The sequence below is a fragment of the Motilimonas thetidivivens genome, from assembly GCF_046452435.1.
GTDB lineage: Bacteria > Pseudomonadota > Gammaproteobacteria > Enterobacterales > CBDFNC01 > Motilimonas.
Map to the genome: position 1 here is coordinate 353,758 of NZ_JBKFDK010000001.1, position 13,565 is coordinate 367,322.

General features: G+C 44.6%; 15 protein-coding genes and 1 other annotated feature. Of the genes, 11 read left to right on the top strand and 4 right to left on the bottom strand.

Translation table 11 applies throughout. From position 1 onward, the window contains the following. Window position 1 precedes the first annotated feature (1 nt). Window positions 2–901, bottom strand: a complete 900-nt coding sequence (gene hisG, locus ACK8OT_RS01775) for an ATP phosphoribosyltransferase (protein WP_410194785.1) — start codon at window positions 899–901, stop codon at window positions 2–4. Window positions 902–930: 29 nt separating this feature from the next. Then, window positions 931–1,060 (bottom strand) — a sequence feature (His leader region). Window positions 1,061–1,242: 182 nt separating this feature from the next. Between hisG and ACK8OT_RS01780 the strand changes: the two genes are divergently transcribed. The 7 genes from ACK8OT_RS01780 (at window position 1,243) to rnd (ending at window position 8,515) form a co-directional block, all read left to right on the top strand. Next, on the top strand, window positions 1,243–1,464 hold the full coding sequence (locus ACK8OT_RS01780) for a hypothetical protein (RefSeq protein ID WP_410194786.1): 222 nt from the start codon (window positions 1,243–1,245) through the stop codon (window positions 1,462–1,464). 128 nt (window positions 1,465–1,592) lie between these two features. Beyond that, window positions 1,593–3,503 (top strand): DNA repair helicase YoaA, encoded by a 1,911-nt coding sequence (gene yoaA, locus ACK8OT_RS01785; protein ID WP_410194787.1) that lies wholly within the window; start codon window positions 1,593–1,595, stop codon window positions 3,501–3,503. A gap of 2 nt (window positions 3,504–3,505) precedes the next feature. Further along, window positions 3,506–4,228 carry a tRNA (adenosine(37)-N6)-threonylcarbamoyltransferase complex dimerization subunit type 1 TsaB gene (gene tsaB, locus ACK8OT_RS01790; RefSeq protein ID WP_410194788.1) on the top strand — a complete coding sequence of 241 codons (723 nt, stop codon included), beginning with the start codon at window positions 3,506–3,508 and terminating at the stop codon, window positions 4,226–4,228. Between the two features lie 176 nt (window positions 4,229–4,404). Continuing rightward, entirely contained in the window at window positions 4,405–4,680 is a 276-nt protein-coding gene (locus ACK8OT_RS01795; protein WP_410194789.1) for a hypothetical protein, read from the top strand. Next, window positions 4,680–5,552 carry an alpha/beta fold hydrolase gene (locus ACK8OT_RS01800; protein ID WP_410194790.1) on the top strand — a complete coding sequence of 291 codons (873 nt, stop codon included), beginning with the start codon at window positions 4,680–4,682 and terminating at the stop codon, window positions 5,550–5,552. The genes ACK8OT_RS01795 and ACK8OT_RS01800 overlap by 1 nt, the downstream gene beginning before the upstream one ends. Before the next feature lie 93 nt (window positions 5,553–5,645). Beyond that, the gene (gene fadD / locus ACK8OT_RS01805) at window positions 5,646–7,337 is read left to right on the top strand and encodes a long-chain-fatty-acid--CoA ligase FadD (RefSeq protein WP_410194791.1); all 1,692 of its coding nucleotides are present in this window, start codon (window positions 5,646–5,648) and stop codon (window positions 7,335–7,337) included. A gap of 65 nt (window positions 7,338–7,402) precedes the next feature. After that, window positions 7,403–8,515, top strand: a complete 1,113-nt coding sequence (gene rnd, locus ACK8OT_RS01810; protein WP_410194792.1) for a ribonuclease D — start codon at window positions 7,403–7,405, stop codon at window positions 8,513–8,515. A gap of 52 nt (window positions 8,516–8,567) precedes the next feature. Here rnd and minE read toward each other — a convergent pair whose 3' ends face one another. The 3 genes from minE to minC are packed head-to-tail and all read right to left on the bottom strand — an operon-like array spanning window position 8,568 to window position 10,399. Further along, a complete protein-coding gene (gene minE, locus ACK8OT_RS01815; RefSeq protein ID WP_410194793.1) occupies window positions 8,568–8,825 on the bottom strand; it encodes a cell division topological specificity factor MinE in 258 nt (85 codons plus the stop codon). Between the two features lies 1 nt (window position 8,826). After that, window positions 8,827–9,636, bottom strand: coding sequence for a septum site-determining protein MinD (gene minD, locus ACK8OT_RS01820; RefSeq protein WP_410194794.1), 810 nt, complete (start codon window positions 9,634–9,636; stop codon window positions 8,827–8,829). A 19-nt stretch (window positions 9,637–9,655) separates the two neighbouring features. Then, the gene (minC, locus tag ACK8OT_RS01825) at window positions 9,656–10,399 is read right to left on the bottom strand and encodes a septum site-determining protein MinC (RefSeq protein ID WP_410194795.1); all 744 of its coding nucleotides are present in this window, start codon (window positions 10,397–10,399) and stop codon (window positions 9,656–9,658) included. A gap of 111 nt (window positions 10,400–10,510) precedes the next feature. Here minC and ACK8OT_RS01830 point away from each other — a divergent pair, with 111 nt between their 5' ends. The 4 genes from ACK8OT_RS01830 to ACK8OT_RS01845 all read left to right on the top strand — a co-directional run bounded on the left by ACK8OT_RS01830 (window position 10,511) and on the right by ACK8OT_RS01845 (window position 13,343). Next, the gene (locus ACK8OT_RS01830) at window positions 10,511–10,789 is read left to right on the top strand and encodes a YcgL domain-containing protein (RefSeq protein ID WP_410194796.1); all 279 of its coding nucleotides are present in this window, start codon (window positions 10,511–10,513) and stop codon (window positions 10,787–10,789) included. A 15-nt stretch (window positions 10,790–10,804) separates the two neighbouring features. Further along, entirely contained in the window at window positions 10,805–11,761 is a 957-nt protein-coding gene (locus ACK8OT_RS01835) for a lytic murein transglycosylase (RefSeq protein ID WP_410194860.1), read from the top strand. An 88-nt stretch (window positions 11,762–11,849) separates the two neighbouring features. Continuing rightward, window positions 11,850–12,317 carry a YcgN family cysteine cluster protein gene (locus ACK8OT_RS01840; RefSeq protein ID WP_410194797.1) on the top strand — a complete coding sequence of 156 codons (468 nt, stop codon included), beginning with the start codon at window positions 11,850–11,852 and terminating at the stop codon, window positions 12,315–12,317. A 465-nt stretch (window positions 12,318–12,782) separates the two neighbouring features. After that, window positions 12,783–13,343 (top strand): hypothetical protein, encoded by a 561-nt coding sequence (locus tag ACK8OT_RS01845; protein ID WP_410194798.1) that lies wholly within the window; start codon window positions 12,783–12,785, stop codon window positions 13,341–13,343. Window positions 13,344–13,565 lie beyond the last annotated feature (222 nt).

The following is a 13,565-nucleotide window of genomic DNA, read 5'->3' on the forward strand; positions in this document are numbered from 1 at the left end:
ATTACTCCAACATTTTCTCAATTGGTAATACAAGAATTGAGCTAGCACCTAGTTCTTTTAGCTCTTCCATGGTTTCCCAGAATAGGTTTTCGGTGCTTACGACATGTACCGCAACCGTGTCATCGGTACCAGCTAGTGGTAGTACAGTTGGCTTCTCTGAGCCTGGCATCAGGTCAATCACTTTATCTAATTGCGCTTTTGGTGCGTGTAACATGATGTACTTGCTTTCACGAGCTTGTTGTACACCTTGTACGCGGGTCAGGATCTTATCAACGAGGGCTTGTTTCTCTTCGTCTAGCTTGCCTGCTGATTTGATCAGGACGGCTTTAGAACGGTAAATCACTTCGGTTTCTTTTAGGCCGTTTGCTTCAAGGGTTGCACCCGTTGAAACAAGATCACAAATCGCATCAGCAAGGCCAGCGCGAGGCGCTACTTCTACCGAGCCATTTAACATACAAGAGCTAAATGGTACGCCCGCGTTATCCATGAATGATTTTAGAATGCCTGGGTAAGAGGTGGCGATACGTAGGTCGCGTAGTGACTCAGGGCCTTGGTAATCAAAGTCTTCTGGTACGGCAAGGGATAAACGACAGCCACCAAAATCAAGGCGTTTTAGTAATTCAAACTGTGCTGGCTCTTCGGTTTGGCTGCGTAATAAGCTTTCTTCTTCTAATACGTTTTCACCAATAATACCTAGGTCTACCACACCATCCATGACTAGGCCGGGAATATCGTCATCACGAACGCGCAGTAGGTCGATTGGCATGTTTTCACAATGTGCGATCAGACGTTGCTCGCGCATATTGATTTTTAAGCCACACGCTTTCAGCATTTGCTGAGAGTCTTTACTTAAACGGCCCGATTTTTGTATTGCGATGCGTAATCTATTTTTATCTAACATAACCTTCACTCTTTCCTTTACCCGCTAAAACGAAAAAACCCTCTGAAGTTTTACCTTCCGAGGGTTTGAAATCTTGTGTAAACCGCTGCTGGAAGTCTCATCAATTAGTCTTCCAGAACCACTCCTCCGGAAGTTTACTTCGGATGATGATGGTGGTGCATTACAGCTTTAACAGTGGTTTTACAGTTCATTTAAATTCTTATTGTTGAAAACAAAACATGCACACATTACCAACGCAGGCTCAAATTGCAAATGGTTTTTTCATAAATAGTCGAACATTCGATATTTGAGCTAAAATTACAGTAGATCATGCCGATACAGTGATAAGTAGGGGGTGATTTATGTCAGGTCAAAACTTAGTTAATGATGTGGTAGCCAAGCCGCTGCCAAGGGTGGTCGATAAAGACAGCACGATTGATTTGCACAAAACTCAGCCAACAGGCAAATTATCTGAACAAGATAAGAAACACCTAAAGACGCAACCTAAGCTAACCCAGCATCCCGAGCCAGAGAATAAAACTAAGGCGAAAGATCATGATGGTGAAATTGATCTTTATGTTTAGGGTTTTCGACAAACGTGGCATTCGCTCACTGCGCTCGTTTACAATCGCGGTTTAAGGCAAGCTAAGCGCTTTAGCTGGTTGGGGAACATCGAATTTTCTGCCATAATGGCTTCATTTTGTGCTCTTCTATGTCCCTAGCTCAGTTTTTTTCTCAATCAGGCCCGATAGCGGATGCCGTCAAGGGGTATCAGCCCCGTCAGCCGCAAATCGACATGGCACAAGCCGTGGCCGATGCAATCAAGTCCAAACAAGCCCTGCTAGTCGAAGCTGAAACAGGAACGGGCAAAACCTTTGCTTATTTAGCGCCAGCTTTACTCAGTGGTCAGCGCGCGATTATTTCAACGGGCAGTAAAAACCTACAAGAGCAGCTCTATTTACGTGATTTACCTCTGCTGCTAAAAGTGACTGGTTTTACAGGGGTAATAGCCCTGCTCAAAGGGCGAAGCAACTACTTGTGTTTAGAGCGGCTCAATCGTTTTATGCTGCAAAGCCACCAACAAGATACCCATTTATTGGCTGATTTAGCCAAGGTCAAAACCTGGTCGAGCAGCAGTGAGCATGGCGACATTGGTGAGTTATCTGAGTTGGCTGAAGATGCCGCGATCATCCCTATGGTGACCAGCACCAATGACAATTGCTTAGGTCGAGATTGCCCTTGTTACGATGACTGCTATTTAGTGAAGGCGCGTCAGCGCGCTATGTCTGCGGATTTGGTGGTGGTAAATCACCATCTGTTTTTCGCTGATTTGGCGGTCAAGGACACAGGTTTTGGTGAGCTAATGCCTGATGCTGGGGTGTACATATTTGATGAAGCGCATTTACTCCCCGATATTGCAAGCCAGTACTTTGGCGAATCGATTTCTAGTCGTCAATTTTTCGACTTATGCAAAGATCTCGATTATGTTTATCGCTCCGAGTTAAAGGACATGGCACAGCTGGGCAAAGCCTGTGATCGTTGGCGTAGCAGTATTCAAGAGCTGCGTTTAGCTTTTAACCTAGAGCAAGGCAGTGGCAGTTGGCGTGACAAACTGCGTGAAGAGCCCATCCAGCAAGCCATAGAGCGCTTTATGGCTGCCTTTGATTTAGTTTATGAAGTGGCCAAAATCGCACTAAACCGCAGTGAAGTGCTTGACCATTGTTTTGAAAAACTGATTGCTTACAAAGCCTTATTTGAAAAAATGTTGGCCGTTGATGCTCATGGTTACAGTTATTGGTTTGATTGTAATCGACTTAATTTTAGTTTGCATATCACGCCCCTGAGTGTGGCGAATCGATTTGTGCAAGAAATGGCCAAGCGAGAAGCGGCTTGGGTGTTTACCAGTGCGACCTTGGCGGTGGCACAATCTTTTGAACACTTTGCTAATTTACTGGGGTTAACCGCTGCCCAAACACTGCTGCTAAAAAGTCCGTTTGACTATGCCGCGCAAAGCATCTTAGCGGTTCCTCGCTACTTACCTGAGCCGGGCAACAAGCAATTAGCGGCCACATTAGCGACCAAACTGGCGCCGGTGATTGAAGCCAATAAGGGCGGTTGTTTCTTTCTTTGTACCAGCCATTTTATGATGAATGAGTTAGCACATCAGTTTCGCGAGCGTTTAACCTTACCCATCTTGGTACAAGGTGAAGCCAGTAAACAAGCGCTATTGAGCGATTTTGTCGCCAGTGGCCGCGCCTTATTAGTGGCCACGGGGGCTTTTTGGGAAGGCATCGATGTACGTGGTAAAGCCTTGTCGCTGGTGATCATAGATAAGATCCCGTTTGCTTCTCCCGATGATCCACTGCTAAAAGCAAGAATGGAAGATGCTGAGCTAAAAGGGTTAGATCCCTTTACCCATGTGCAATTACCCCAAGCGGTGATCACCTTGAAACAAGGGGTGGGGCGCTTAATTCGCGATGTCGATGATAAAGGGGCGGTGGTGATTTGTGACCCACGATTAGTCACCCGAAACTATGGCAATATCTTTTTGAATAGTTTACCTTGCATGCCCCGAACACGGGATCTGAATACTGTCACCGAATTTCTGCAACATTTGGACTAAATATGACCACAGCTAAGACTATTTCATTGCTCGCCATGGATACTTCAACCGAAGGCTGCTCAGTAGCCGTGCTACAACACCAAGATCAAACAGACGCGGTGACGGCTGATTTTATCCTGAGCCCGCGCGAGCATACGCAACGAATTTTGCCTATGGTTGATACAATTTTGCAGCAAAGCAAACTGAGCTTAAGCCAAACCGATGCGCTGGTTTATGGTCGTGGTCCAGGCAGTTTTACCGGCGTGCGCATTGGCATCGGTATTGCGCAAGGTTTAGCCTTTGGCGCTGACTTGCCGATGATAGGCGTGTCAACCTTACAAGCGATGGCACAACAAGCTCATGCGCAATGGGGAGCAAATCGCGTTCTAGCCGCCATTGATGCTCGCATGGGCGAAGTTTACTGGGGCGAATACCAATGTTCGGATAAGGGCATTATGGCCTTAGTGGGCGAAGAGCAAGTTGCGTCACCAACTGCCGTGATTGAACAGTATCAAGATAAGGCGTTTGATTTTGTCGCTGTAGGCACTGGCTGGGAGGCATATCCTGAGCTTGCCGCCGCGTTTGCCGTGAAAGATGAGGTGAAAGTGAGTTTCCCAAGTGCTGAATTTATGTTGCCAGCCGCGTTGGAACATTTCTTGAATGGTGAAACTGTGCCCGCCGAGCAAGCAACGCCTGTGTATCTACGCGATAAGGTGACTTGGAAGAAGCTGCCGGGCCGTGAATAAATACGTGGCTAACATTTATCTAATACCTAGCTCAAGATGCAGATGGCTTATGCAGATGGTTGAACTGAGTCGATATTGATAGTTTGAGCTAGGCCATAAAACCACGACTAGTGCTTTGGCTGACAACTGGCTATAATTTTAAGCAGTTGTTTTTGATGAGTTGACATTGTAGGCATATGATTAATCAAATTACTCATAACATAGATTCCATTAGCTCGGGGTATCCTCGCCCTAAAGCTAAAAGCAATACGGTCTCTGCGCCTGCCCAGACCGATCAAGCTATTGCAACGCGTCAAACTCAACTCACTAATCGCGATATGGAAACCGTAAAATTGGCTTATGACAAGCCCGATGGCCGTAACAATAAAGCCCTCGCTTCCTATCAAGATATCGAAAAAGCGCAGATGCGTGAGCAAATATCGCAAACCTTTGGTATCGACCTTTACGCTTGATGCCTGAGCCTCAATCCTCTTTGGCCCATTCTGCTGTTACCTTCTCACTTAATCACGGCTTAGTTCATGGTTTTTCATTGGGTGAACCCACTGCGCCTGTGATCTTATGCCTACATGGGTGGTTAGATAATGCTGGGAGTTTTATCCCGTTAATGCAAAGCTTTTGCGATCTTGGTTTAACCCAACAACACCATTTTGTGGTTGTTGATTTGCCCGGCCATGGTCTGTCTGAGCATAAAGCGGGGATGTATCATTTTGCCGATTGGATAGATGATGTTTATCAACTGCTGGTTGCACTTGGGCCAAGGCCAGTGATTTTACTGGGGCATTCCCTGGGGGCGCTGGTGGCTTGCTGTGTTGCGGCGGCATTCCCCGAAAGGGTAAGTCAGTTGATCATGCTAGAAGGCGCGGGACCGCTAACTCAAAGTAGCAGCACCACAACCTCGCATTTGCGCCAAGCTATATTGTCTCGACAAAAAAACGCACCAGTCAAACCCAGAGCCTTGTCCCAATTGCAACAAGCTAAGGCAAAAGCATTGGGGCTAACGGTTGCCCAGGTGCATGAAATAGTAAGTCGCGGCGTGAAACCCACTGAGTACGGTATGGTGTGGTCTCATGATCCTAAGCTTACTTGGCTGTCGCCGGTGCGCTTTGCTGAGCCTCAAGCGCAGCAGATCATTAAAGATATTCAATGCCCAACTTTAGTGATCTTAGGCGAGCAAGGTTATCTCAACATTAAGCAACAATTATTACAGCGTATGGCATTGTTCCAGCGATTAACCCAGCAGACGCTGGCGGGTAATCATCACCTTCATTTACAAAATAACCAACAAGTGGCTGCGGCAATAAAAGAATTTTTGGTTACACTTTAAATTGTTAGCCACAAGTGATTGGTAAAGTAAAAGTCTCTTCTTATACTACAGCCATTGCAATAACAGCGACTTGCCTAATAAAAGGACGCCGATATGGATAAAATTTGGCTAGAGCGTTACCCAAGCGATGTAACGCCTGAAATTGATGTTGACCAGTACGATTCTGTGGTTGATTTACTTGAAGAAAGTGTTAACAAATACCCAGACCAAGCTGCCTACATTAACATGGGGCAGGCCATGACTTATCGCCGCCTTGAAGAATTATCTAGAAATTTTGCCGCCTATTTGCAAGAAGAGCTCAAACTCAACAAAGGCGACAGGGTCGCTTTGATGATGCCGAATCTATTGCAATATCCCATTGCCATGTTTGGCGTGCTTCGAGCCGGTATGGTAGTGGTGAACGTCAATCCTCTGTACACACCGCGCGAATTAAAGCATCAATTAACGGATTCTGGTGCTAAGGCCATCGTCATTGTTTCAAACTTTGCTCACACCCTTGAAAAGGTGGTGCATGAGACGCCGGTTGAACACGTTATATTGACCCGTTTAGGTGATCAGTTGAACCCAATTAAGGGCACACTGGTCAACTTTGTGGTCAAGTATGTGAAGAAAATGGTGCCCAAATACCATTTACCCAATGCCAGCTCATTCCGCCATGCCTTAAAAAAAGGCCAATATCTGCAGTATGTAAAACCGACAATCAAGCCAAACGATCTGGCGTTTTTGCAATACACTGGCGGCACCACGGGCTTATCGAAAGGAGCCATGCTCACTAACCGAAATATAATTGCTAACTTGCTGCAAGCCTTGGCCGCATATGGACCTGTGCTTAAGGAAGGCAAAGAAATCATCGTCACTGCGTTGCCGCTGTATCATATCTTTGCTTTAACGGTTAACTGTTTGTTATTTATGCGCTTGGGTGCAACTAACCTACTGATCACCAACCCTCGTGATATTCCTGCCTTTGTTAAAGAGCTCGCCACTGTGCCTTATACCGCATTAACCGGGGTGAATACCTTATTTAACGCACTGGCCAATAATGATGGTTTTAAACAGCTAGATTTTAGTTCGCTGCGCCTAACCATAGGCGGCGGGATGGCGGTGCAACAGGCCGTCGCCGAGCAATGGCAATCTATTACTGGGTGTCGATTGTTAGAAGGCTACGGTTTAACAGAGTGTGCGCCCTTAGTGACAGTTAACCCCTATGATCTAGAAGGCTATAACCACAGTATCGGCCTGCCAATGCCTTCAACCGAGGTTCGGTTTGTAGATGATAGTGGTGAGCCCGTTGGCTTAGGTGAAATAGGCGAAATGCAAGTGCGTGGCCCGCAAGTGATGGCGGGTTACTGGGGCATGGAAAACACCCCTGAAATAAACGAGCAGGGTTGGTTAAGCACCGGGGATATTGCCCGCATGGATGAGCAGGGCTTTATCTATATCGTTGATCGTAAAAAAGACATGATTTTAGTTTCCGGTTTTAATGTTTACCCGAATGAAGTGGAAGATGTCGTAGCACGCCATCCTAAGGTATTAGAAGTAGCGGCCATTGGGGTACCCAATAAAGAATGTGGTGAGGCAGTAAAAATCTTTGTGGTTAAAAAAGATACGTCACTCACGCAAGACGATTTAATTCTGTTTTGTCGTAAAGAGTTAACTGCCTATAAGGTGCCAAAGCTGATAGAATTTAGGGACGAACTTCCTAAGACCAATGTCGGTAAGATTTTAAGACGGGTATTAAGGGAAGAAGAATTAGCTAAACTGGCGTCAGCTGACAATCCAGCATAAGTCAACGAGGAGTTTACTCTTTGATTTAGGATCGTGGCCGCGTCAGCGGTCATGAGAGTGCCAATTTGAATTTCACATTTATTAATAGCCAGTCAGAATTACAGCAATTATGTGCTGGCCTTTCCAACGAATTACTTGCATTAGACACTGAGTTTGTTAGAACTCGCACCTTTTATGCGAATCTCGGTTTACTTCAGCTCGCTCACCAAGGGCAGTATTATTTAATCGATCCTCTGGCCGTCGGCGATCTCAGCCCTTTTTGGCAACAATTATCGAGCAAAACCAGTTTATGGCACTCCTTTGGCGAAGACTTAGAAATTGTACTGAACCACAAGGGCGACTTAAGCGGCGAGTACCTTGATACCCAAGTTGCTTGTGCGTTTCTCAATATGGGGCATTCCTTAGGGTATGCGGCCATGGTAGAGCAATTAACCGGTGTTGTTTTAGACAAAGGAGAAGCAAGAACCGATTGGTTAGCGCGGCCACTACAGCCAGCACAACTTGATTATGCCATTAAAGATGTGGTGTATTTAGAGCAGTGCTATGAGCAACTTGCGCAGAAGTTAGCACAAAAAGGCATGACCGATTTTTTCCGTGAAGAGTGTCAAAATCTGGTAGAGAAAAGACTACAGCAGGTTGAGCCCGATGAGCTGTATCTGGATATTAAAAATGCGGTTAAGTTGAATCGTCGCAGTCTGGCTATCTTAAAGCCGCTTGCCAGCTGGCGATATCAAACCGCGCAAAATCGCAACTATGCCCTTAATTTTGTAGTGAAAGAAGCTCACTTGTGGGAAGTTGCTAAACATGCACCCAAAACCAAAGCTGAGTTAGCCAAAATCGGCGTGACGGATCAAGAAATTCGCATCCACGGTAATGCAATGCTCAAAATAGTTCAGCAAGGATTGGCGACAGCAGCTGATTTATGTCCCGAAAAAATTAAGCCAATCAATGAATATTCAGGTTACAAAAAAGAGTTCAAGCGTCTTAAGGAAGGGGTTGCCAGTGCCGCTCAGCAATACGAATTACCTGTTGAGCTAATTGCATCGAAAAAAACCATACACCAATACTTGACGTGGTTATGGCAATTAACAGATGAGCAAAAAGCCAGCGCAAGCAAGCCAGCTTTATTGTCGGGTTGGCGTTTTCAGTTAATGGCGAAACATCTGACCGATGATTAACATGGGACAAGGCGCATAGCAAAAAGCCACTGAAACAGTGGCTTTTTGTTGACTACTTATCGTCAGGCAACATCACGTTCAACTCAAGAACGGATAAGTTGCCATTTTTTTGCTCTAACTGCACCGAAACCTGATCCGGTGAAATTTCAACGTACTTGCGGATCACTTCGAGAATGTCATTGCGTAATTGTGGCAAATAATCGGGAGTCGCCCGTTGGCCACGCTCATGGGCAACAATGATCTGTAGTCGCTCTTTAGCAAGTTGTGCTGTGTTGTTCTTATTTGATCTAAAGTAATCAAGTAAAGACATTCTATCCTCCAAATATGCGACTCAGTAGGCCTTTCTTTTCTTCTTGAATGAAACGAAAATCACGATTTTCACCTAATAAACGGTCAACCGCGTCTTGGTAGGCCATGCCTGCATCACTGTCTTTATCAAGGATAACGGGCTCACCTGAGTTAGATGCTTTTAACACCGCTTGTGATTCTGGAATAACCCCTAACAGTTTAACGGCCAAAATATCATTGATGTCATCAACACTTAGCATATCGCCTGAGCTAACGCGTTTTGGTGAATAACGGGTGATCAGTAGGTGCTCAACAATAGGCTCTAATCCTTGCTCAGCGCGGCGTGATTTACTTGATAACATACCTATGATGCGGTCCGAGTCGCGCACCGACGATACCTCAGGGTTAGAGGTGATGATAGCTTCATCAGCAAAATACAAGGCCATCATAGCGCCTTTTTCAATGCCGGCTGGAGAATCACAAACAATGTAATCAAAACGCTCAGCTAAATCGTTAAGTACTTTTTCAACCCCTTCTTTAGTTAGGGCATCTTTATCACGCGTTTGCGAAGCAGGAAGAATATATAAATCTTCCACTCGCTTATCTTTAATCAAAGCCTGATTTAAGTTAGCTTCATCATTGATGACATTAACAAAGTCATAAACTACGCGGCGCTCACAGCCCATGATTAGATCTAAGTTTCTTAGGCCGATATCGAAATCGACAATAACCGTTTTTTTACCCGCTAGGGCTAAACCGGTACCTATGGCTGCACTGGTGGTGGTTTTGCCCACACCGCCTTTACCTGATGTGACGACAATAATTCTTGCCATTCGCGATGTTCCTTTCTCTTTAATCTAGTCTTGAAATAATTAATTGATCATCTTCTAAGGAAATCGTGGCTGGTTGTTGCCAGCACTCTTCCTGTAGTGTTTCGCTTAACTTGTAGTTGCCGTTGATAGAAATTAATTCTGCTTCCAAATTACGGCAAAAAATACGCGCATTGCTGTCACCTTTTGCACCCGCAATGGCTCTGCCGCGTAGATGGCCATAAACATGAATACTACCATCTGCAATGACTTCCGCTCCAGCACTGACTGAGCCAATAATGACTAAGTTTTTATCTTTTGCGTATATTTGCTGACCAGATCTTAGTTGGCCACGGTGAAATTGCGTTGCTGGTGTTTGTTGATGCTGAACTTTAATCTGAGTTTTGACCTTGGTGGTTTCTGCAGGGGCGGCAACATCATTTTGGTTGGTTGGCGTAGCTGGTATTTCAATCGGGGTGAGAGGGCCTGATTTTAACACCGCTAAACCAGCTTGGCGCGCAGCTTGTTTAATATTATCATCTTGACATCCGGTGATCCCCACCAAGACAAATTGTTGGCTTTTAACCACTTCAGCTAAGCCAAGAAAATCAATCGCTTGTTCACATTGACTGACATTAATCACAATAGGCGCGCCGCTAAAAAAAGCAGGAGCTTGCTGCACTTTATCTAATAATGCTTGTTGTACCGATGAGAGGTCATTATTAATGAGTGACAGCACAAAAAGGGTAAAATTGGAGCCTTTTAATTCAATGTTATTTTCGGCCATACCGAGGCGAGTTCCTATAAATAAAAAATCGTACAATTCTATTATTTGCCTAATGTTCGTCATGTTATAGTCTGTGCTTACGTTAGGCAAGGAATCACCAAGAAGCATCTTATGTTGTGTGCGATATATAAAAGTTTAAAGAAAGAAGAAACCTATTTGTATCTGGCGAAAAAAGACGATTTTTCCCGTGTCCCCGAGGCCTTAATGGCAATGTTCGGTAAACCGAAATTAGCCTTAGTGATTAATTTGGCACAGAAAAAACAACTTGTTCGAGCAGATATAGAGAAGGTAAAGAAGGCCTTAGACGAGGATGGTTTTTACCTGCAACTTCCGCCTCCTCCCGTTAACTATTTAGAGCAACACAAAGCTCAGCAGAAAAAGGACATTTAATTAACTATGCGCGCTATGATGTTAACCAGCTTATTTTTTTCCGCGGCTGTATTTGCCCAAAGTCCCCCGAAGCCGGATTACACCAGTTATTTGCAAGCCATAAAGAGTCAAGCCGTTGAGCAAGGCATTAGTCAAGCGACGGTTGATAAGGCATTATCACAAGCGACTTTTATTGAACGCGCGGTGAAGTTAGATAAGTCACAGCCCGAATTTAAATTAACCTTGGATACCTATCTTCCCAAAGCCGTACCTAAGTGGAAAATTAAGCAAGCTCGTGATTTGTACCAAAAGCATTTACCTGAACTAACCGAAATTGGCGAAAAATACGGCGTGCAACCACGTTTTATTGTGGCGCTTTGGGGAATCGAAACCAACTTTGGTGGTTACACCGGTAACTTCGATGTGGTGTCTGCATTGGCGACATTGGCATACGATGGCCGCCGTGAGGCTTTTTTCAAAGAGCAATTATTTGCGGCTTTGCAAATCCTAGATGAAGGGCATATCAGTTTAGATAAAATGAAAGGCTCATGGGCGGGTGCCATGGGACAGTGTCAATTTATGCCGACTTCATTTTTAACTTTTGCCGTTGATCACGATGGTGATGGGCGTAAAGATATTTGGCAAACTAAGGTGGATGTATTTGCTTCGGCGGCCAACTATTTGAGCCAATCTGGCTGGAATGATGATTTAACTTGGGGTCGCCAAGTTAACGTGCCTGCCGACCTTGACTTGAGCATCACGGGCTTAAAGCAACCACAGAAAACGTTAGCACAATGGCAAGCCTTAGGCGTGCGTAAAACTGATGGCTCGGATTTACCCACGCGAGAAATCTCAGCTTGGTTAGTGTTACCTGATGATAAAGACGGCCGCGCATATCTGGCGTATGACAACTACGCCACTTTGATGAAGTGGAATCGCTCCAACTACTTTGTTGCTGCCGTTGGCACGCTAGCGGATAGCATTGCTTACTAGACCATTAAGTAAGATGCGCTAAAGTGTGTATAATCAGTCTGAGAGAATGACAAGGTGTGCTTAGCACACCTTTTTTTTGAGCAATGTGATGACAACAAAACAAATAAAAGTAAAACAAATAACCACGCCATTTTGGCAGGAGAAAACTCTCGCTAAAATGACAGAGCGCGAATGGGAGCTTTTGTGCGATGGCTGTGGAAAATGTTGTTTAAGTAAACTGATTGATGACGACACCGACGAGCTTCATTACACTAATGTCGCTTGTAAGCTACTGAACACAAAAAGCTGTCAATGCAAGAAGTACGAAAAACGCTTTAAGTATGTGCCGGACTGCCTCAAGGTCTCCCTTGATAATATTGACCAATTTCAGTATTTGCCCGCTAGCTGCGCTTATCGCCGTCTAGCCGAGGGTAAAGATCTTCCCGATTGGCATCCCTTACTTACAGGCAGCCGCAGTGCCATGCACGCAGGCGGGCACTCAGTACGGGGTAGGGTGATCAGTGAGTTTGATGAAATTGACCTGCAAGATCATATAGCCACATGGCCGGCGCAGTGATAAGTCTATTTAGCGTTTAGAATTTGTAATTAATTCAACAACCCGTGTGGCAGCTTTGGCTTAATTAGCAAAATGCAGATAGTTAAGTGGTAGCAAATTTATCTCTAAGCACAAAAAAATAGGCACCAAAGCATTGTCCTTGGTGCCTAGTGAATTAAGCCTGATAGGTTGGATAGTCGATATAGCCTTCTTGTGAGCCGCCATACAAGGTCAGCCTTGCATCGGCATCAAATTCGGCCAGTGGGTTATCATTGGCCAAACGGGCGACAAAATCTGGGTTCGTTACGAAAGGTTGGTTATTTTATGTTTCTGTGAAACATTGATTTTCCGACTTTGCTTATAGCAAAGCCACTGTGCGCAATTGTGAAAGTATTTTGTCGCGCTGCTAGTTCGCTTTTTGCCTCATTAACATGGCGCTATACACGAACGAGACAAACAAGTTTAGTTAAAGGAAAGGGAATAAATATGAGTGCCCATGAAATATTGTCGTTATTCAAATCTTATGAGCTTATTAAAGAGAAGGATATCAGCAAGGCACTAAAGCTATATGAAGGTGACGATGAGCTTTTCATTTTTCAAGTGATCACCGATTTTGCGGGGAATCGGGTGTTATGGTACTCCATGACCGATGGTGGAGGCATTGAGGGTTTCGTTGATGATTTTTATGGCAACATTGAAGGTTTAGTCAAGTGTTCCAAAAGAAGAGTAAAGGTAAAGCGATTAGGTCTTAAACCCGCTGTCGCATCTGATGGCGTCGATGAAGATGATGCAGAAATGGAAATTTGCTTTAAGCATGACGATATTGTTTACACTTGGAACTTTACCAGACGAAATAGCTACCCTTTCTTAGAGCAATTCACTAAATGGGCATATAAAGCGCTAGAAGGTGACTATTTGTTTGTCTGTCAAGATCATCCTATTGGTTACTTACTGCCTAAAGGGTTTATTAAAGAAATTGAACAGTATGGCATCGAGTCAAGTATGTACATGTTTAACGATGAAAAAGTAGATGATGAATATGTCTAGGATGAGCTTGAATTTGAAGTCCTGGGCTCAGTTCTTGATAGTGCAAAATTAGAAAAATTGAGATCGCTTGTTTACGTGTCTCAGGGCTCAAATTTCGATGAGTTAAAGAATTACCTTCAATCATTCAACAATATAGCTAATGAACTAGTAGAGCTAGATAAAAAATTCAAATCCGATGAAGAAATGGAAGCAGGACTTGGCGACGACTTTATCACGCTTTTT

Bases quoted from the DNA above. Each gene is read 5' to 3' on its own strand.
- hisG (WP_410194785.1), bottom strand. From the start codon at position 901: ATGTTAGATAAAAATAGATTACGCATCGCAATACAAAAATCGGGCCGT.
- ACK8OT_RS01780 (WP_410194786.1), top strand. From the start codon at position 1,243: ATGTCAGGTCAAAACTTAGTTAATGATGTGGTAGCCAAGCCGCTGCCA.
- yoaA (WP_410194787.1), top strand. From the start codon at position 1,593: ATGTCCCTAGCTCAGTTTTTTTCTCAATCAGGCCCGATAGCGGATGCC.
- tsaB (WP_410194788.1), top strand. From the start codon at position 3,506: ATGACCACAGCTAAGACTATTTCATTGCTCGCCATGGATACTTCAACC.
- ACK8OT_RS01795 (WP_410194789.1), top strand. From the start codon at position 4,405: ATGATTAATCAAATTACTCATAACATAGATTCCATTAGCTCGGGGTAT.
- ACK8OT_RS01800 (WP_410194790.1), top strand. From the start codon at position 4,680: ATGCCTGAGCCTCAATCCTCTTTGGCCCATTCTGCTGTTACCTTCTCA.
- fadD (WP_410194791.1), top strand. From the start codon at position 5,646: ATGGATAAAATTTGGCTAGAGCGTTACCCAAGCGATGTAACGCCTGAA.
- minE (WP_410194793.1), bottom strand. From the start codon at position 8,825: ATGTCTTTACTTGATTACTTTAGATCAAATAAGAACAACACAGCACAA.
- minD (WP_410194794.1), bottom strand. From the start codon at position 9,636: ATGGCAAGAATTATTGTCGTCACATCAGGTAAAGGCGGTGTGGGCAAA.
- minC (WP_410194795.1), bottom strand. From the start codon at position 10,399: ATGGCCGAAAATAACATTGAATTAAAAGGCTCCAATTTTACCCTTTTT.
- ACK8OT_RS01830 (WP_410194796.1), top strand. From the start codon at position 10,511: ATGTTGTGTGCGATATATAAAAGTTTAAAGAAAGAAGAAACCTATTTG.
- ACK8OT_RS01835 (WP_410194860.1), top strand. From the start codon at position 10,805: ATGATGTTAACCAGCTTATTTTTTTCCGCGGCTGTATTTGCCCAAAGT.
- ACK8OT_RS01840 (WP_410194797.1), top strand. From the start codon at position 11,850: ATGACAACAAAACAAATAAAAGTAAAACAAATAACCACGCCATTTTGG.
- ACK8OT_RS01845 (WP_410194798.1), top strand. From the start codon at position 12,783: ATGAGTGCCCATGAAATATTGTCGTTATTCAAATCTTATGAGCTTATT.